The following is a 20,910-nucleotide window of genomic DNA, read 5'->3' as shown; positions in this document are numbered from 1 at the left end:
TATTAGAATTATAATCTTTCAGAAAAGCATTTGCAACTAATTTACAAAAAAAGCATAAATAAAGCTACTCAGCCTTATTTATGCCCATTATTATTATTGATCTTTCAGCAGAATTCCGTTATGTACAACAACTTGCCCATTTTTGATTACTGTATGTGTATGGTTCATGCCGTAGAAATATTGCAGTTGTTTGTAATTCGCAACATCAAGGATAAGTACGTCAGCTTTTTTATGTGCTTCAAGGGAACCAATTTGCTCGCCTCGATTTAGTGCATATGCTGCATTAATTGTTGTTGCCGTTAATACTTCCTCCAATGTCATACCCATATGCATACAAGCTAAATTCATAATGAAGGGTAGACTCATTGTTGGGGATGACCCAGGGTTAAAATCTGTTGATATCGCCACAGGTACTCCCTCGTCAATCATTAGACGCCCTCTTGCAAAAGGTGCACGTAAAAAGAATGCAGTACCGGGCAGCAATACAGCAATTGTACCCGCTTCAGCCATTTTTCGAATTCCCTTATCAGAAGCAACTAATAAATGCTCCGCAGAAATAGCCTCTACTTCCGCAGCCAGCTCGGCGCCTTGATAAGGTTCGATTTCATCCGCATGTATTTTTGGGGTTAAGCCTAGTGCTTTTCCAGCCTCTAAAATGCGTCGGGATTGGTCGGGTGTAAAGACGCCCTTTTCACAAAATACATCATTAAATTCAGCCAACTCTAGTTCCGCCACTTTTGGCAACATCTCATGGACCACAATATCCACAAATTCATCCTCACGCCCCTTATAATCACGAGGAACTGCATGGGCTCCCATAAACGTGCTAATGACATCAATATGATGTGTAGCTTGTAATTCTTTTGCGACCTCTAGCTGTTTCTTTTCCGTTTCCCAGTCCAAGCCATAGCCTGATTTTGCTTCAACTGTTGTTACGCCATGCTTTAAAAATACATCTAAATGCTGCATCGTCTTTTCATATAATTCATCAAAGCTTGTTTCTCGTGTACGCTCTGTTGTAGCATGAATGCCGCCGCCTGCATTCATGATTTCCATATAGGTAGAACCATTTAATCTCATATTAAACTCTTGCTCGCGTGTTCCACCATGCACTAAATGTGTATGACAATCCACTAAGCCAGGCATAACAATCTTACCAGTAGCATCAATCGTTTTTGCTTTCTTTATTAATTCTGGGTAGTCGGCTTTTATTTGTTCATAAGCTCCTACTGCTACAATACGCTCTTCTTCAATTAGAACACTGCCATATTCTATTACTGCAATTTCCTGCATTTGTTCTTTTGTACGTGGCCCTTGTGCATTACTTTTCAGTGTAATTACTTCATTTGCATTTTTTATTAGAATGGTCACTTCACATCACCCTTTAACATTGGTATATGGACACCTTTGTTTTTTGCTGTATTGATAGCAATATCGTAGCCTGCATCAACATGACGAGCAACGCCCATTCCAGGGTCTGAAACTAATACCCGGGCAATTTTTTCAGCGGCAAGCTCTGATCCATCTGCTACTAAGACTTGACCTGCGTGCTGTGAATAACCCATTCCTACACCACCACCATGGTGTACGCTCACCCAGCTTGCACCACTCGCAGTATTAACAAGAGCATTTAATATTGGCCAATCCGATACCGCATCCGAACCATCTAGCATCCCTTCTGTTTCACGATTTGGTGATGCTACAGAACCTGAATCTAAGTGATCACGGCCAAAGACAATTGGTGCTGATAATTCACCATTTGCAACCATTTCATTTACTTTTAATGCAAAACGATGACGATCACCATAGCCTAGCCAGCAAATGCGTGCAGGTAACCCTTGCCATTTTACCATTTTTTGTGCCATATCAATCCAATTGACTAGCCCCTCATCTTCTGCGAACATCTCTTTTGCCAGTGCATCTGTTTTATATATATCCTCAGGGTTTCCTGAAAGCGCCGCCCAACGGAATGGGCCCTTTCCTTCACAGAATAAAGGACGAATATACGCTGGTACAAAGCCTGGGAAATCAAAGGCATTTGTCACACCCATTTCTTTGGCATAGGCGCGGATGTTATTCCCATAATCAAATACTTCTGCGCCTGCCTCTTGGAACTCTAGCATTGTACGAACATGCTCTGCCATTGTTTCTTTTGCTTTACGCTCATATGTTTTTACATCCTCTTTGCGAAGTTTTAGCGCTTCTTCAAAGGTCATGCCATTAGGTACATAACCATTAATCGGATCATGTGCAGATGTTTGGTCTGTCACAAAATCTGGAATAATTCCACGATTCAACAACTCACGATTAACATCAGCACAGTTACCAACAAGGCCAATGGATGCTGGCTCATTTTGGTCACGTAATTTATTAACTAATGCAATTGCTTCATCTACAGTCTCTACAATATAATCACAGTAGCCTTCTTTGATTTTACGTTCAATGCGCGCACGTTCAACTTCAACAACTAAAATTACAGCTCCAGCCATTTTCCCTGCTAATGGCTGTGCACCACTCATACCGCCCATCCCACCTGTAAGGATGAATTTACCACGCAAATCAGCAGTGCCAAATACCTTTTTGCCTGCTTCTACAAAGGACAGATAAGTGCCTTGTAAAATTCCTTGAGCACCAATATAAATCCAACTCCCAGCAGTCATTTGACCATACATCATTAAATCTCTTTCTTCTAATTCATAAAAGTGATCCCAATTTGCCCATGCTGGTACAAGGTTTGAGTTGGCAATCAACACTCGAGGGGAATGCTCATGTGTACGGAATACAGCTACTGGCTTTCCAGATTGGATTAATAGAGTCTCATCATTCTCTAATTCTTTCAAAGATGCAATGATTTGTTCATAGCTTTCCCAGTTACGAGCAGCCTTACCAATACCCCCATAAACTATCAGTTCATCTGGATTCTCTGCCACCTCTGGGTCAAGATTGTTCATTAACATACGCATTGCTGCTTCCTGTGTCCAACCCTTACAAGTTAGTTCATTTCCACGTGGTGCACGAATATCTGTCTTAAATACCATTCAAAACACGCTCCTTTTCCTATTAAAAATAATGTGAATATTACTGTCTAAATCTACGGATAACTGAATATTCAGACTTAAAAACATATAAATATTTTTAAAGCAGAGGCTACTCGGTGTTAACCGAGCGACGCCTTTGCTCTTTCTTATCAAAAATTCAATGCAATTTACACATACTCATTTACTAAATCATTACTTGATAGTAGATATTTAGCCAATGCTTCAATTTCATCGCCAATTGGTTGATCGGCTAGCAATGGTGGACAGAATTCACGCACCTTCTTTAAGAATTTACTTGTAGTAGGAGATAATTGCTCTTCTGCCTTGTCTAAATGAATAGCCTGTGATGCACAAATCAATTCGATAGCTACAACGCGAGCAGCATTATGAACAATCTGACGTACTTGACGTGCCGAAGTTGTTCCCATACTTACATGATCCTCTTGGTTACCTGACGTAGGAATAGAATCCACACTCGAAGGATGTGCTAAAACTTTATTTTCTGAGACAATAGAGGCTGCTGTATATTGAGCAATCATAAGCCCACATTCAATCCCAGGGTTTGTTGCTAGAAACGGTGGTAGCCCTTCATTAAGTTGAGGATTTACCATGCGTTCTGTACGGCGTTCTGAAATATTGGCCCATTCACATACACCTATTTTCAAAAAGTCCATTGCCAAGGCTATTGGCTGTCCATGGAAATGCCCACCCGATAAAACCTCCCCGCTTTCTAAAACGATTGGATTATCAGTTGTTGCATTCATTTCAGTTTGAACACGGTCCTGTGCGTAGAAAAATGACTGCCAAGAAGCACCATGTACTTGCGGTATACAACGTAGTGAATAAGCATCCTGCATGCGAATTTCACCCTGCTTTGTCACACGTTTACTGCCATCAAGCCACTTACGAATACGCCCGCCCACTAATTCTAACTCTGGATGTGGTCTTACTGCTAAAAGTGCTGGATCAAATGCCGAGGTAATGCCCTTTAAAGCTTCCAGTGTTAAGCTAGCAGCCATATCCGCTGCAAGACCAATTCGTTCAGCTTCATTGACCGTTAATACACCTATACCCGTCATAGCTTGTGTACCGTTAACTAACGCTAGCCCCTCTTTAGCTTGAAGTCTAACAGGGGTTAATCCTGCTTGCTTTAGCGCTTCACTACCACTCATGAGTTCTCCGTTAAACTCAGCCTTTCCTTCTCCCACTAATACTAATGCCAAATGTGATAAAGGCGCTAAATCACCACTTGCGCCAACTGAACCTTGTGACGGAACAATTGGATGAACACCTTTATTAATAAGATTCAACAGTAGTTGGACAGTTTCCTCACGAATGCCAGAAAATCCTCTGGCTAAAGCATTGGCACGTAACACCATCATTGCACGTACAACATCTGTTGGGAATGGTTCGCCAACACCTGTTGCATCTGATCGTAATAAATTTAGCTGCAATAGCTCAATGTCTTCTTCTTCAATTTTTATATTGCTGAGTTTACCAAACCCTGTATTCACACCATAAATTGTTTGGCCTTCAGCTAAACGCTTTTCGATACGCTCTCTACTTAAACGAATACGTTCTAAACTCTCTGTAGCAAGTGCAACTGTTGCTTGCCCCTTCACGATTTCCTCTATTTGTTGTCTTGTTAATGTATTGCCATCAAGCTCGATGATTGACTTCACATGACATCCCCCTATTCCCTATATGGCTATGTAAATAAATTATCTTCATTCATATTTTCGTAATTTGAAAACATCAGTATCAAATTTTTTAAGCGTTTTCATAACTAAAGTTGGCTTCTGCTGATGATCAATTACTCTATTTACATTGTACTAACTACCTTTTTCAGAATATAGAGAATTTTAATAGAGAAAACAAGACTTTTTTCAGATTACTATGTTATTTTTATTAATATAACCGTACTTTTGTATGAAACTTGAATATTTTAAGAAAGGCTGATGGTATGAAGCTGTTATTAATTGATCGCGATCCAACTGACCTCGCAGGAATAAAATGGTTTTTACATACATATTTCCCTGGAGATGTTTTGATTGAAATGTGTACAAGTATTTCAGAGGTGTCTCAAATCATTCGACAATTTGAACCTGACGCCATACTGTTAAATATCGATTTATTTCCTAATAATCGCTTAGCTGCTCTTTATCGTGATTTACAAAAGCTTTCTGGTGCCATTTTAGCCATGACAACAGAGCCATTATTTAAAAATGCGCTGAAAGCTATTGACTTACAGGTAGCACATCTTTTTGTGAAGCCTATTGATTTAGAGCTATTAAAGAAAAAACTCACAACCATTTCTCTTCGCACACCACAGATTACAGAAGATGCTCAAGAGACTACAGACGATTCCTTTTATAATCAATTATTTTTAGATAATAAATCAAGTTCAATTGAGACAACATTACATTTCACAATGATTGAACCCGAGCATACTGAAACCTTTAATAAGCTTTACAATTGGCTTCAACAAACACCGATTCACTTTCATATGAAAACCTACCCTCTATCTAATAGAATCGTATGTCTTTTTCAAACAAATGATATAAGGATTGTGGAAAAGGATGTACGTACACTTATGAAGGAATGGCGATTGATTAGTAATAGTTCTTTAAATATTGGGATATATGATGGAACACCTACAACCATTAAAAATATGTATACATTAACAAAGCGTGCACTACATCAAAGTTTTTATGAGGGCTTTGGCCATATTTTTTACGCGAGTAAACAATATGAAACTCAGCCCTTTGATCCCTTACTGACACCAGAAGAGCAACAATTACTAATAAGTAGTTTGGAAGATGGAAACCTAGAGGCCGTTAAAACATTTTTATACCAGCTTTCTAATGAAGGCATATATTATGAGCAAGATGATTTACGCATTCATCTGACGAGTGTCTTAGCACAAATTAGACGCTTTATGCTGAAATATAAATTACATGAAAAAGCGGTTATCGAACAAAACTACCGTCAGCTATTTCATTTAATCATTGAGCATCCTATATTTTATACGATACTCAATGGGATTATTTCTTTCACGCAGACATTAATTGAGTTAGCAAAGGAAGCTCGAATAGAGAAACGAGCTGATTATGTTGAACTAGCTATAGAAATAATTGATCAACAATTTAAAGATAGCGCACTGTCTCTTCCCTTTGTCGCTCATAAGCTTGGAATAAGCCCCAATTATTTAAGTACGATTTTCTCAAGAAAACAAGGTTTACCATTTAAGCGCTATTTACAGCAAGTAAGAATTCATCATGCCACAAAAATGCTGCTAGAAACAGATTTTGCTATTAGCGAAATCGCTCATTTAAACGGTTTTGATGACCCAAATTATTTTATAAAATTATTTAAGCAACAAATTGGTATTACGCCTAACCGATATAGAAAAAATTAAAAGATTGATTAAAATAATTTTCAATTAGTTGATTTCATTTTCAATAAAGATTTTTATCATACAGTCATTATCTTGATCTTAATGTGACTATTATCTATAAAATTGCGATCAGATAAAATAAATTAAAGCTAGAAACTATGTATAATTTCTATGTCTAGCGCATATATTTATAGTTTATACTTAAATATAAAAATTCTTTAACGATAATTATTATAATGTACTAGCAATTCTATTTTATATTTGTTATAGTTATAGACGAAGAGTTTGACTCACATTTTTTTTCAGGAGGTAAACTAATATGACAAACGCAAATGATCGTAGCCGTCGCTTTACAACAGCAGGTGGTGCTCCAGTAGTAAGTAACCATGACTCTATGTCAGCAGGTCCACGTGGCCCTCTTTTACTTCAGGATGTATGGTTAGTTGAAAAACTAGCAAACTTCAATCGTGAAGTAATTCCAGAACGTCGTATGCACGCAAAAGGATCAGGTGCATTTGGTACTTTTACTGTAACGCATGATATTTCACAATATACTAAGGCGAAAATCTTCTCAGAGATCGGCAAGAAAACTAAAATGTTCGCACGTTTCTCTACAGTAGCGGGTGAGCGTGGTGCAGCAGATGCAGAGCGAGATATTCGTGGCTTCGCCCTTAAATTCTATACAGAAGATGGAAACTGGGATTTAGTAGGGAACAATACGCCTGTATTCTTCTTCCGCGACCCATTACACTTTACAGATTTAAACCATGTGGTAAAACGTGACCCACGTACAAATATGAAAAATGCCAATTCTAACTGGGATTTCTGGACTTCATTACCTGAAGCACTTCACCAAGTGACAATTGTTATGTCTGACCGTGGTATTCCAGCTGGTTATCGTAATATGCACGGATTTGGTTCTCATACGTATAGCTTTATCAATGCTAATAATGAACGTGTTTGGGTTAAATTCCACTTCCGTACAGAGCAAGGCATTAAGAACTTAACTGGTGCCGAGGCAAATGAGATTATTGGTCAAGACCGTGAATCTTCACAACGTGATTTATATGAAGCAATTGAAAAAGGCGATTTCCCTAAATGGAAAATGTACATTCAGGTAATGACAGAGGAACAAGCTCGTGAGCTACCATACAACCCATTTGATTTAACAAAGGTATGGTATAAAAAAGATTTCCCATTAATTCCTGTAGGTGAGTTCGAGTTAAACAAAAATCCAGACAACTACTTTGCAGAAGTTGAACAAGCTGCATTTGCACCTTCTAACATTGTTCCTGGTATCAGCTTCTCACCAGATAAAATGTTACAAGGTCGTATCTTTGCATATGCGGATGCACAACGCTATCGTCTTGGTGTAAATCACTATATGCTTCCTGTCAACGCACCAAAATGTCCATTCCGTACTTTCCACCGCGACGGAGCAATGCGCTTTGATGGCAATCTCGGTTCGACATTAAGCTATGAACCAAATAGCTATGGCGAGTGGGAGCATAATTTAGACCATAAAGAGCCTGAATTACGCATTGATGGTCATGCAGGTATTCATGACTTCCGTGAAGACGATAATAATTACTTTGAGCAACCAGGTAAGCTATTCCGTCTATTGACGGTGGAAGAGCAACAACGTCTATTTGAAAATACAGCGAATGATATGGCTTCTGTTGAAGAATTCATCAAACGCCGTCACATTCTTCACTGCTATCTAGCTGACCCAGCATATGGTGAAGGTGTCGCAAAAGCGATGGGTCTTTCATTAGAAGGTATGGACCTTACAAACCCATATGTAAAACAACCAACAAACGTTTAATATTCCACTTTATTATTGATATCCAAATCCAACTTTTACTCCATGTGAATCCACTATTCACATGGAGTTTTTTGATTAAAAAAGGCCTATGTCTATTTTTTGACATAAGCCTTTTCTTTCATTATTGGTAAATTCGACTGCCTGCTTTTTTAAACTCCTCTGCCTTTTCCTTCATACCTTGATGGATCGCTTCAGTCGTATTCAAATCCTTATCTTTCGCATAATTACGAATGTCCTGTGAAATTCTCATGCTACAGAATTTCGGCCCGCACATAGAACAAAAGTGTGCTGTTTTTGCTCCCTCTGCTGGCAGTGTCTCATCATGATATTCCACTGCACGCTCTGGATCTAGGGACAGATTAAATTGATCACGCCAACGGAACTCAAAGCGGGCTTTAGACAGTGCATCGTCTCGTTGTTGTGCACCTGGATGACCTTTTGCTAAATCAGCAGCATGTGCAGCAATTTTATAAGTGATAACGCCCATACGAACGTCCTCGCGATTTGGTAAACCAAGATGCTCTTTTGGTGTCACATAACAAAGCATCGCTGTACCAAACCAACCAATCATGGCTGCCCCAATGGCTGATGTAATGTGGTCATAACCTGGAGCAATATCTGTTGTGAGTGGTCCTAATGTATAGAAGGGCGCTTCCTTACAAACCTCTAATTGCTTGTCCATGTTTTCTTTAATCAGATGCATTGGTACATGACCTGGTCCTTCAACCATCACCTGAACATCATGCTGCCAAGCAATTTGTGTTAGCTCGCCTAGTGTTTCAAGCTCTGCAAATTGCGCCTCATCATTGGCATCTGCAATTGAGCCTGGGCGTAAACCATCACCTAAGGAAAAAGCAACATCATAAGCTTTCATAATTTCACAGATTTCCTCAAAGTGTGTATACAGGAAATTCTCTTGATGATGATATAAACACCACTGTGCCATGATAGAGCCCCCTCGAGATACAATACCTGTCACACGATTTGCTGTTAGTGGTACATAGCGTAAAAGGACACCTGCATGAATGGTGAAGTAATCCACACCCTGCTCAGCTTGTTCAATGAGAGTATCACGATAAACCTCCCACGTTAAATCCTCTGCTACACCATTTACCTTTTCTAAAGCCTGATAAATTGGCACTGTTCCCACTGGCACTGCAGCATTTCGAATAATCCATTCTCTAGTTGTATGAATATGTTTACCAGTCGATAGATCCATAATATTATCTGCGCCCCATCGAGTTGCCCAGGTCATTTTCTCAACTTCTTCCGCAATGGAAGAAGATACAGCAGAATTCCCGATATTCGCATTGATCTTTACATGAAAATTACGCCCAATAATCATTGGCTCTGCCTCAGGGTGATTAATATTAGAAGGCATTATAGCTCGTCCAGCTGCAATTTCTGAACGTACAAATTCAGGATTCATATTTTCACGAATCGCTACAAACTCCATTTCAGGCGTTATAATCCCCCTTCGTGCATAGTGAAGCTGTGTCACATTTTTACCTTTTTTAGCACGCAAAGGCTTTCTCGTCAACTCAGGGAAGACATTTTCTTGAATACGCGGGTCATCAACATGACGAAAACCATTATCCTCCGGTTTAATGGAGCGTCCCTCATATGCTTCTACATCCCCTCGCTCTTGAATCCATGCATTTCGTAAGGCAGGTAAACCTTTCGTAATATCTACTTGGTAGGCTGGATCTGTATAGGGCCCACTCGTATCATATACTCGAATAGGAGCATTTTCTTCATTTCCAAAACTGCCTGTTGTCGGACTTAATGCAATTTCTCGCATAGGTACTAGAATATCTGGGCGTGATCCTTCCACATATACTTTTTTGCTTCCTTCAAAGCTAGACATAATGGTAATATTCTTTTCACTAATTGCTGACATGAGCTACTTCTCTCCCTTAAATTTATTTTGATATAAGGACCGATTCTAGCTCACCCCAACAATCCAAAAAATAAAGGCCGAATCCAAAATAATTATTTGGATCCGGCCACGAATGTAAAGGTCTATTGATTGCATACTCTGCAATAGCTTCTTAACTTTCCCACGCTGGTATGAGCCAGATCAGGTCCAAAGGGTCAAGAAACTTCGTAGCGTTTCCCTCTCAGCCTGACTCATCAGACTCCCCTAGTTAATACTATTTAGTTTGATGCTAGTGTAGCAGATAATACTAAGAGATGGAAGTTATTTTTTATCTTACTAGGTAAATAATACTTCCGCAAAATAGATCACAATGGTTACAGTTATACAGCTTACAATGGTAGAAAATAAAACAGCTTGCGCGGCTGTTGCTGATTCTACATCATATTCCAATGCTAGACTAGAACTATTACGGGATGTTGGAAAGGCACTAGCTATAAACAGTGATTGTGCGACGACTCCATCTAATCCCAATATATAAATAATGGCTAATGCAACAGATGGTCCAATAATTAATCGCGTAAAACAGCTGATAATGACGGTTTTATTAAACATTGATTTCATCTCTAGTTGTGATAATTGTGCACCTAAAGTAATTAAGGCCACAGCAATAAATCCATCTGCCACATGTTCTACTGGTATTTTGATAAACTGTGGAATACCGATACCAAAATAGTTCATAGCGGCACCTATAATCAGCGCATGAATAATAGGCATTTTAAAGAAATCCTTGATGATTGTCATACCCGACTTTGTAGAAGAAATTAAATTGTATAATCCATATGTATACGTAGTCATATTTTGAAAGATTACGAGCATGACCTGAATGGCTACTCCAATAGGTTGCGTGGCAAATATCATTTGAGCAACTGGAATACCGTAATTGCCAGAGTTAATAAGCACCACACTATTTTTAAAGACAGCTGCCTCTGTTCTAGCTAAACCTAGCCCTTTTGCCATAAAATGACTGAGTAACATTTGACTACCGATAAAGAGTATAATAAATAATCCGACCTCTCCCAGTACCGATAACTCCACATGTGTTTCATATAAATTTACAAAAACAGCTGCCGGCATAAAGCAATATGTAATAAGCTGAGACAATGCTTTTAAATTAAAGCGAAATTTCTTTTGTAGGATAGCGCCTATTACAAGTAACACTAAAATAGGAACAACAATTTGAAAGAAAATCATTCCGAGATACATCATTTCAATGTCCCCCTTCCAGTGTTAATAGTAGTGTTGAATTCCTTCTAGGTCAATTTCTCTAACTTTCACAATAAAAGAAGACTGCCTCTATATTGAAGGCAGCCTTTGCTTTTAAACAAGCTTAAATCGATTTACAACTTCTTGTAGCTCGTTTGAAATATCGTTCATATTTTGAATAGACTCTGCTACTTTTTGTAATTCTGCTTGTTGATCCATTGCAGAAGCACTTACTTGTTCCGCAGAGGCTGCTGTTTGCTCTGAAATAGCCGAAATACTTTGGATAGCCATGATTGCCTGATTTTTATGCTCTAACATGCTAGATAGTTTATTCATTAATTCACTAATAGAATTTGCAATTGAACCTGACAAGTCACTGCTATCTTTAAACGCTAGTTGCGTGCTTTGTACTGACTCATTTTGAGATTGCATTAAATCTGCATTAGATGCAATAACAGCAACCGTTTGCTGAGAATTTTCAAGAATGCTTTCTACTGTACTCTTAATAATTTCTGTTTCATTTTTAGATTGTTCTGCTAGCTTTCTAACTTCCTCTGCAACTACAGCAAATCCTTTACCATGCTCACCAGCACGTGCAGCCTCAATACTTGCATTTAAAGCTAGCAGATTTGTCTGCTCGGTAATGCTTTGGATCGAAGCAATAATCTGATTAATATTGGCAATATTAGAAGCTAATGATTCCATTTGCTGCTGGATACGCCCATTCATTTCATTTGTCTCCATATTACGTACTCTTAAACTTTCAACTTCATGCAATCCTTTTTCCGTTGTTACACCTGTTTTATGAGATAGCTCATCCATTTCATTAGAAAGAGCCGTAATGGCATCAATCTGATCTGATAAATCCATCATTCGATAATTTGTTTCTTCTGTATCCTCTGACTGCTTCGAAGCTCCTTGTGCAATCTCGTTGATAGCTACAGAAACCTCCTGACTAGAAGCAACTACCTCGTTAAATGCCTCATTTACCTGATTAGAAGATTGGTTCAATAACCTCGTGGAATTTAGTACAGTTTGAATCGCACTATTGGTTTTATCTAACATATTATTATAAGCCACAGCCACTGCACCAATTTCATCAGGCTTAATATATTGCTCTTCTACCTTTTGTGTTAAATCCCCTTCGGCTGCAGTTTCAATCGATGCACGTAAAAATTTAAGTGGCTTTAGTTGTTTATAGATGAATAACACACTTGCAGCGGTCATCAAAACCACCATAATAATAGAAGCAATAATCGTAAATACAAATACATGATTATATGTTTCTAGAATCTTTGATTCAGCTAACACGACTTGAACAATCCATGTTTCGTCAATACCCTCTAAAATCATTGGAGCAAAGACATTATATGCCTTTTCCTTCAGTTGATTAGAGTCAACGTACATACTTGTTAGCTCACCATTTTCCATTGTCTTACTAATACTTGTCCAAGTAGGATCCTCTTGCATATTGCGCCCAACTAGCTCTTCACCAAAACTGTTAGCTGTTAGCACACCTTTATTCGTAATAATTGCCGCATAACCGCCTTCAGGGGCATTCGATTTTGTTAAATCATTTAAAAAATCTATTGATACATCGGCTGTCAATACACCGAAAAATGTTCCGGAGGCATTGATTAATGGCACCGAAATCGTTGTCATTAATACGGATTGTCCGTTTACATTATAATCATAAGGCTCTGTCAAAACTGCACGTCTCTCTTCTTTTGGTACCCAATACCATTCAGAAACACTCTTATCATCAATACCTTCGATTAGAGCAGTCGTGATATCATTTCCGTTCTTACTTAAATAAGGGATAAAACGTTTTTTAGTATCTACTAAAGAAGTCTCAGTTGGTTCTAAAATAATAGAATTTTGCTCAAAGATTGCTCCTACTCCAAGAATGTCATTATTGCTAGCTAAATTGTTTTCCATTATGTCTATGACACCTTTGGTAGACAACGTATTATTCTTCTCCATGCTTTCTATGATACGTTTTGTTGTTTGTAATGTCGTATTGGCTTTCTTAAAGCGTTCACTCATAATAGCTGCAGAAGATTCAGCTGTTTGTAATGTTCCATGCTCTGCGTCTTCAACACTTTGCTTTTTTATAATAATCCCCGTTATGACAGTATAGGATAAAAATAAAATGAGAAATAATCCTATTATAAGGGAAGAAAGTTTTAAGGCAATCCCTCTTGATTTTTTCATAACTAACACCCCCACTTTTATACTAATAATAATGGATGGATGATTGTATCACAATAAATTATTTAGCGAATAAAGTAGAAAATTTACAGAATTATAGAGAAAAATGCCGATACTTCGCCAAACATTTATTTTTCAATACAAAGGACTAATGGCTTATTTGAATTGAGATTCATAGTAAAACATCCTCTTCGAATTCTAAATTATAGAAGAATATGATATATTAACTACTAAATAGAATGATTGGAGTGACTTACATGAAAAATAAAGCGCTATCAACATTAATGGCCACGGCTATTACAGCGACACTAGTATTACCAATGTCTACTGCGAATGCCACAACATCTCAAATTCAATCAAATTCATATGAGACGCATGTAGCAGCAGCAAAAAAAGTAATAGGTGAATCCGTAACGATCAAAAATATTACAAAAGATACTGTAATAACATCTAACGGTACATTTAGAATTCATTCGGCATTAAAGCCCCTATTTGATACTTCAAATAAAACAGCCTTAACCAATGCCCGAGCAACTATTGTAGTGAAAAATGGTCAAATTACGGACGTTACCTCATTAATATTAAACAAAGCAGGTACAAGCAAAAAATCTGTCTATTTTGATGGAGGTGACGCACAAATCTCGGGAGATCTTACTGTAAACGCTGATTATATAAAGATTCAAGATGTTAGTGTGGATGGTCAGCTTATCATTACAAATAGAGTAAAAAAAGCCGTTACACTCGATGAAGTAGCAGTAGATGAAACAATTACACTAAAACCAATTGTAACGAAAAAGGTAAGTTGGCTATACGTTACTTTAATCGATATGAAATCATCAAACATCAATTTGGGACGTACTAAAGTCAATGTTTCTTCTGACCAAATTCTATCCAAAGTAGATGTAGTAGGTAAAGTGGAATCTTTTGAAGCAATGACTAATATAGAAAAGCTTACAATTGATGTAGCAAAAGATTTTAACCTTTATGGTGAGGGTAAAATTGAGCAAATTGTTGTAAAAGGCGGTACTAAAGTAGCTTTAGATTCAGGACATTTGGTAAACAATGTACAGGTGGACGATAGTCGTGTCTCCGTGACGCTTCCTGTCATTGATAAAAAAGAACTTAATACACTTATCGCATCCCCACCATATGTACAAGTATCTGTAAATGGCTACGATATTTTAAATACGGACAAATGGACAACACAAGCAGACCGCACAGTGTTTGATTCTGCTGTAGCAAGTGCGAGAGCTGTAGCAAATAATTCAAATGCTTCACAAGAACAGGTGAAAAATGCCATCATTCAGTACAAAAATGCACTAGCAGTCTACCAAGCTGCTCAAAAGAGTGGTACAAAATATGGTTATGGCGATAAAGCTTCACTACAATCTTTAATTAATTCTGTTCAATATGTTACGGTTTCTTGGGACGGATCAAATGTACCTTATAATTCCCCGTGGACTACACAAGCAGAAAGAAACGCAATAGAATCTGCTGTTTCATCTGCTCAAGCAGTTGTTAATAATTATTATGCCACTCAAACGGATATTGCCAATGCCATCAATAATTTAAACAATGCTATTTGGACTTATAAGAGTGCTAATAAGTATGGTAATAATGGGTATTATGTGGATAAAGCTAATTTACAAACAAGTGTTACTGCTGCGTATTATGAACTTCAAAATGTAACAGTTTCCACAAGCGGAACTGGGGTAGATGTTACTAACGGAATAAGATGGACAAAAGCTGTTGATCGAAGTAACTTTGAGGCTGTAGTTCAACAAGCACAATATATACTAAATGATCCTAATGTGTATCAATATCAAATTAATGACATGTATAACACTTTAAACCAAGCAATAGAAACTTATAGAAAAGCACAAAATGTAGGAACTATTAGCAATTAGGTTTTGCTATGTTGTCAAAACCTAAATCTCTTTTAGCATAACGAAGGACTCTACCTATTGTAGAGCCCTTCACTATTTAATAATTCTTTTTTAACTAAATGAATTCGTTTGCAACATTGTATTCATCTGCTTCCACCTACGATACCAATCCTCAACCTCCTCACTCGGTTCCACTGCCAAATGCTCTTGAAGCATCTTTTTTAACAGCCAATATTGCTCCTAAACAGCAGCTGAATTATTCAATAGCTCATAAAGCTTCATTAAGTAAAATAGTTATCTTCTGCATCAGCGAATAGTTTTGCACTTTTTCCTGCACTTTTATAGCAGCAATGTAACTTTCATTTCTTATGTAAAACTCACTTAGTTGCTGAGCATGGTGGAACCATAGTCTCCTTAAACGTTCTCTTTCACTTTCCGCCCATATATAATCACAATCTCCTAAATAATCACCCGTATCCATCTGGAATACTTGTTCATGTTCATTGACTGTTGTCTGCTGTATTGGTGGTAACAATTTTAAGCGAGATAGCCATTGTTCTACATCCACTACAACATTTTCAACTACTAGTTTGTAGCCAGAACTTAGCAAAGGACTTGAAATTTTTACGCCCTCAACCCCATAGTTTTTCAATGTTTTCCGTATTGTATAAATGGCTGTATAAAGTTGTTTTGGCGCTTTATCAATATCAGACTCTGGCCAAAATAACTCTAGAATCGTATCACGGTAAATCATTTCATTTTTATGCTCTAGCATGTAGGCAAATAGTTCCTTTGCTTTAGAAGTTCGCCATTTAATCGGTTGTGTACGACCATCTGGTAAAACAACATGAAGACCACCAAGAAGCTTGATTAGTGTTAGTTTGGGTGTAATTTTTTTGCTTTATTATTAATTTGTTCAGCAGTTCTATAGTTTTTTCTAAACGTGAAATTTGTACAGGTTTTAATAGATAATCAATAGCATGTAGATTAAATGGATCAATAGCATACTGATCAAACCCTGTAGTAAAAACAATTTCAACATTAGGTACTATTTCTTGAATCTTTTCACCCAATGCTAAACCGTCCATATCAGGCATGACAATAACTAAAAACACAACATTTGGTTGAAGGATCACTTAACCCAAAAAAGACTAGGCTTACAAAAAGCCAAGTCTTTCTCGGTTTATTTAAGATTTAAGACATTGACAAGATTACAAATAATAGCTTACTACACTCTTCTAAACAAATCCTGGACAAGTTAAGTAATTGAAAAATCAGCCACCATACCAATAACTTACTTGTAGATTTGGTTCATTTAGCAATCCCTTATTAAAAAATAAAGAACTAGATCATAGCCTATCTAGTCCTTCTTCAAATTGTACGTTGTGATTCTCACAATAATCACAACAATAAACTAACATAACCTCCTCAACAATTTCTAAACATTAACAAGCACCTCTTGCCACTAACATTTAATATTTTGAAAGCTGTTTCCCATCTTGATTAAATAAACGTGAGAATTTGGAACCTCCTCTCACATCATATACTGGCCCTCTCTCAAACATACTGTTCATTATCACAACTGCTTGGCTCGTGTTGAAGTCACCATGAGTATTTCTCTTAGAGTCGAAAGATATGTATTATTATCAATAAAATCTATCAACTATCTACCTATTCATCTAAAAATGCTTAAAAATATCCTAGGCTATGATAAAATTAAAACAACACCATATATTGGATAACCTCTGCGAACCGAGGCCAATTTTATCTATAATAATTATGGAAATAGGAGGTTTCTCATCATATGAAAAATAAAAAAAAGTTAGCATTACTGTCTTTAGTGGCCGTGCCCTCACTTCTTTATAGCGCACCAGTATCGGCTACTGAGATACCAAAGCCAGCCTACATAATTGCTAACTACAATGCTAACGTGGCAAATGTTATACAACTAATTAACAATATTAACAATACAACTGCTACTTTCCAAACCAATTTAGAGGCAGCTTTGAAGGCTTACAATGCTTTAACGGAAACAGAAAAACAGTATGTTACGAACTACTCCACATTGTCAGCACATCAGCAGACAAGAATTGCTTATCGTAAGCTTGCAGCACAAATTGAAGAGAAATTGTATTCTGTGGATTCTACGTCCTCTAATTATTATCAAAATGTTACTGAAACAAAAGATTGGTATAATACCCTGAATGCAGCGCAAAAAACCTTTGTAAGTGCATCTGCGCAAAAAATTCTAACTTCCTATATCGCGCCAAATACATCTGTTGACAAGGTGGTCAATAAAATTCAATTGATTAATTCATCTCGTCTCTCGTTCCATAAAGATGTAGCCAATGCCCGAGCAGAGCTTAATGCACTACGTAGGTTTTCGAATATTTCTTTACCTGTAGGTATCGAGCAGCAATTACTTGATGCAGAACAGCTGGTTGTAAAGGATAAGGCAGCAGCTAAAGAAGTTGAAAACGCTATTGCAGCTTTATCACCAAAAACATCGACAGCTCAGGATGTGCAGGCAGTCAAAACTTCTTTTGAAGCATTAACACCTGTTCAGCAGCAGCTAGTCCCAAATGTATGGACTTTAGTGGATTTTGTACAAGGAACACACACACTTCCTTCAAAAGATAACATACCAAAAACACCTGTTTTATCTGATGTAGCAGCTGTCCCAGGGAAAATTACAGCTATGATAAAAAATAAAAATATCTATAAAGCTAAAATTAATGTAGCCGCATCAGAAAATGACACGGAACGTTATATTCTAACAACAGAAGACAAAATGACCATCATTATTCCTCCACTTTATACACTTGTCAATGAAGATGAAGGGGTTATGGATATTCAAGTAACAAAAAAGGCAAATCGAATTACTCTTCAAGCTACATTGAATAAACAACCAGTAACCTTTGATGCAAATATGGAAATCATAATTGAAGGCTTACCAGCCAATTCTTCCTTCAATCGCTCAAATGGTTTTGGCAAGCAAGTTCCAGCTGACTTTACCATCAGTGGAAATCGTCATATTATCCAAACTACTACTCCTGGCACGTTCCAAATCGTAAGAAATTAAATTAAAGCACTAAATAAACAATGTTGGTTTCTTTAGTGCTTTCTTTCTTTTTGAAAAGTTAATCTCTATTATTAGAAGTGCACTTTAAAAAAGAATAGACAAAGTCAAATAATCAAATTTGTCTCATTTTAAATAAAAATATAACCTCTCTATAAATGTTATGTATTAATAATCATTTATGGGGTAAACCATCAATTTTTTTTTTAGTTGTAGCAACTAGTTGGTCCACAATGAAATCTAGCTGTTTTGATAATGAATAAATGTCGTTGTAGTAACAAAAACCAAAATCTATTTCGATAAGCCTTCCTTCTTTAATGGCAGGAATATTAGACCAAACTGGATGATCTGTTAAATCTACCATTCCGTCATAAGATGAGCGGAACACATAATCTCCTGCATAATCTGTTAATACTTCTAAAGAAACATCGATTGCCTCATTGGTGTTGTTTTTATCATCAATTTTCTTTTGAATAATATCTGGTGCTTTCATTTCTAAATACTCATAAATAGCTTGGGAACCACGTCCAAAGGTATAACTTGTCACAACGGACATTTTTCCTTTGCCGCCTTCCATAATACTAACCGTTTTATCTGAAATACCTGCCTCTTTTAGCTTCTTTTGACTATCCTCTACTTTTGTATAGAAATTAGCTAAAAGCTCTTTTGCTTCTTTCTCTTTTCCTAGTACTTCACCAATCTTTGTTAAACGTTCATCTAGTGAGGTTGAGAAATCGATCATGATTGTAGGTGCAATTTTCTGCATTTGATCGTAAAGCTCATCCTTACTTGGAATAATGATGACATCAGGTTTTAATTGAATCACTGCCTCGACATTTGGTTCAAACCATTCACCTAAACTTTCAACTGTTTTTAACTCTTCCTCAAATGCTGCTCCCTCTTGTATTTTAGAGGAGCCCACTGGTGTCACATCAAAAGCTAGTACATCACCCGTATAATACATCACCACTACCCGCTCAGGGTTAACAGGTATTTCTACGTCTCCTTTCATAGTAGAGACAATTTTTGTTTGTGATACGCTGACTGCTTGAGTGGTAGAGGCTTGTTTTTCCCCCCCTCCTGTATTGCTTGATGTCCCGCTGCTGCAAGCACTTAATAAAAGCGTCAGACATAGAAAGAGTGTTGCAATAGCTGATAATCCTCTTTTATTCATTGGTTCATACTTCCTTTCATTATATTGATAACCATTCTCAATATAATCTTGGAAGCTCCAATCGACAATGGAGTATCTTTCAGACATTGAAGGACTATCTTTTATCAGATCACTTACTTTTTGCTTTTGACGGAATTTTGCAGGAGAAACGCCTACTCTCTTTTTGAAAAGTCTACTAAAATAATAGACATCACTATAGCCGACACCCATAGCGATATCGCGTAAGCTAGCATTTGTCTTCTCAAGCAAAATAGAAGCTTTTTCAATACGTAGCTGAATTAAATACTCAATCGGGCTGCAACCTAATTGTTGCTTGAATTGAATGGATAAATGAGATGGACTATAGCGCAATGCCTTCGCAATGGATTCTAAGGTCAATGGCTGTGCATAATTTTGCTCTAGATAGGCTTTAATTTGACTAGAGACATTTAGCTTTTGAATGTCGACACTGTCCTGATCTAACTGCATGAAAATTTCATTTAATAATTGATAAAATAGCGATTTAACAGTAAATTTGCTGAGGTTATTGGCATTTTCCCACTTCTTATACATAAAATATATTTTTTCAAACATTGTAATAGGTGAGTTAGGAACAAGACTGTATTGATAGTTGAAAGGATTATTTGTTTGTAACGCCCTTGCTATCATTTTATTTGAGGTTAAAGGAATGGAAGCTCGATAAAATATTAAAAAATATTCAAAGCCTTTGTCTGTAGCCATTATTTGTAGTGTGGTGCCCTTTCCACCGTGAATAAGATGAAAGCCCTCTAGTGTATAGTTTATTAAATCGATTTGAACTTCCGCACCACCACCTGTGGCATAAAGAAACATATTTGCAGGCAATTTATATGATTTTCCGATTTCCTCAGGTTTGAATAGCTCATATCTTAAATCGAGCACTTTGATCGTTGCGTGATTCCAAAGAAATAGAAACTCCTCTTTTGGTAGCATCCTACATCATTCCTTCCAATTCTTCACTACCTACAAGTTTATTATAATTGATAATCATTCTCAACATAAACCTGTATAAGCATAGAAAAATCACCCAAACAATCCAATGCCTGAGTGATTTTATGGAATTCCACTTAATTTTGTTTAGTATGTTGTACTAGCATTTCCAATTACTTAGCTTATTTTTTATTCGTGAGCCAGGTTGTT

13 protein-coding genes and 1 riboswitch are annotated in these 20,910 nt (G+C 37.1%); of the genes, 4 read left to right on the top strand and 9 right to left on the bottom strand.

The window, feature by feature from the left end; all coding sequences use genetic code 11:
• Window positions 1-93: 93 nt before the first annotated feature.
• The 3 genes from hutI to hutH all read right to left on the bottom strand — a co-directional run bounded on the left by hutI (window position 94) and on the right by hutH (window position 4,711).
• Window positions 94-1,371 carry an imidazolonepropionase gene (gene hutI, locus NP781_RS23865; RefSeq protein ID WP_257520979.1) on the bottom strand — a complete coding sequence of 426 codons (1,278 nt, stop codon included), beginning with the start codon at window positions 1,369-1,371 and terminating at the stop codon, window positions 94-96.
• The gene (gene hutU, locus NP781_RS23860; RefSeq protein ID WP_257520978.1) at window positions 1,368-3,038 is read right to left on the bottom strand and encodes a urocanate hydratase; all 1,671 of its coding nucleotides are present in this window, start codon (window positions 3,036-3,038) and stop codon (window positions 1,368-1,370) included. The genes hutI and hutU overlap by 4 nt, the downstream gene beginning before the upstream one ends.
• Window positions 3,039-3,205: 167 nt before the next feature.
• Window positions 3,206-4,711: a histidine ammonia-lyase gene (gene hutH / locus NP781_RS23855; protein ID WP_257522572.1), complete on the bottom strand. Its 1,506-nt coding sequence runs from the start codon at window positions 4,709-4,711 to the stop codon at window positions 3,206-3,208.
• A gap of 290 nt (window positions 4,712-5,001) precedes the next feature.
• Here hutH and NP781_RS23850 point away from each other — a divergent pair, with 290 nt between their 5' ends.
• Together NP781_RS23850 and NP781_RS23845 are read left to right on the top strand one after the other, a co-directional pair.
• A complete protein-coding gene (locus NP781_RS23850; RefSeq protein ID WP_257520977.1) occupies window positions 5,002-6,456 on the top strand; it encodes a helix-turn-helix domain-containing protein in 1,455 nt (484 codons plus the stop codon).
• A gap of 298 nt (window positions 6,457-6,754) precedes the next feature.
• A complete protein-coding gene (locus tag NP781_RS23845; protein WP_257520976.1) occupies window positions 6,755-8,260 on the top strand; it encodes a catalase in 1,506 nt (501 codons plus the stop codon).
• A 121-nt stretch (window positions 8,261-8,381) separates the two neighbouring features.
• Here NP781_RS23845 and thiC read toward each other — a convergent pair whose 3' ends face one another.
• From thiC to NP781_RS23830, 3 genes are all read right to left on the bottom strand, one after another.
• Window positions 8,382-10,160, bottom strand: coding sequence for a phosphomethylpyrimidine synthase ThiC (gene thiC, locus NP781_RS23840; RefSeq protein WP_257520975.1), 1,779 nt, complete (start codon window positions 10,158-10,160; stop codon window positions 8,382-8,384).
• 140 nt (window positions 10,161-10,300) lie between these two features.
• Window positions 10,301-10,415: riboswitch (TPP riboswitch) on the bottom strand.
• A gap of 60 nt (window positions 10,416-10,475) precedes the next feature.
• Complete coding sequence (locus tag NP781_RS23835) at window positions 10,476-11,405, bottom strand: AEC family transporter (RefSeq protein WP_221681382.1); 930 nt, start codon at window positions 11,403-11,405, stop codon at window positions 10,476-10,478.
• 111 nt (window positions 11,406-11,516) lie between these two features.
• Window positions 11,517-13,616, bottom strand: coding sequence for a methyl-accepting chemotaxis protein (locus NP781_RS23830; protein WP_257520974.1), 2,100 nt, complete (start codon window positions 13,614-13,616; stop codon window positions 11,517-11,519).
• Between the two features lie 254 nt (window positions 13,617-13,870).
• Between NP781_RS23830 and NP781_RS23825 the strand changes: the two genes are divergently transcribed.
• Entirely contained in the window at window positions 13,871-15,520 is a 1,650-nt protein-coding gene (locus tag NP781_RS23825; RefSeq protein ID WP_257520973.1) for an S-layer protein, read from the top strand.
• A 247-nt stretch (window positions 15,521-15,767) separates the two neighbouring features.
• Here the strand turns inward: NP781_RS23825 and NP781_RS23820 are convergent, their stop codons facing one another.
• Window positions 15,768-16,274 (bottom strand): AfsR/SARP family transcriptional regulator, encoded by a 507-nt coding sequence (locus NP781_RS23820; protein WP_257520972.1) that lies wholly within the window; start codon window positions 16,272-16,274, stop codon window positions 15,768-15,770.
• Between the two features lie 37 nt (window positions 16,275-16,311).
• On the bottom strand, window positions 16,312-16,572 hold the full coding sequence (locus NP781_RS23815; protein WP_257520971.1) for a LytR/AlgR family response regulator transcription factor: 261 nt from the start codon (window positions 16,570-16,572) through the stop codon (window positions 16,312-16,314).
• A gap of 731 nt (window positions 16,573-17,303) precedes the next feature.
• On the opposite strand from NP781_RS23815, the gene NP781_RS23810 reads away from it, so the two are divergent.
• Window positions 17,304-18,581 carry a hypothetical protein gene (locus NP781_RS23810; RefSeq protein ID WP_257520970.1) on the top strand — a complete coding sequence of 426 codons (1,278 nt, stop codon included), beginning with the start codon at window positions 17,304-17,306 and terminating at the stop codon, window positions 18,579-18,581.
• A 172-nt stretch (window positions 18,582-18,753) separates the two neighbouring features.
• On the opposite strand, the gene NP781_RS23805 is transcribed toward NP781_RS23810, so the two are convergent.
• A complete protein-coding gene (locus NP781_RS23805) occupies window positions 18,754-20,703 on the bottom strand; it encodes an ABC transporter substrate-binding protein (RefSeq protein WP_257520969.1) in 1,950 nt (649 codons plus the stop codon).
• Window positions 20,704-20,910: the final 207 nt, after the last annotated feature.

The sequence above is a fragment of the Lysinibacillus sp. FN11 genome (genome assembly GCF_024628845.1).
GTDB classification, from domain to species: Bacteria; Bacillota; Bacilli; order Bacillales_A; family Planococcaceae; genus Lysinibacillus; species Lysinibacillus capsici.
The sequence above is the reverse complement of the archived record's forward strand: the minus strand, read 5'-3'. Positions and strand labels throughout refer to the sequence as shown.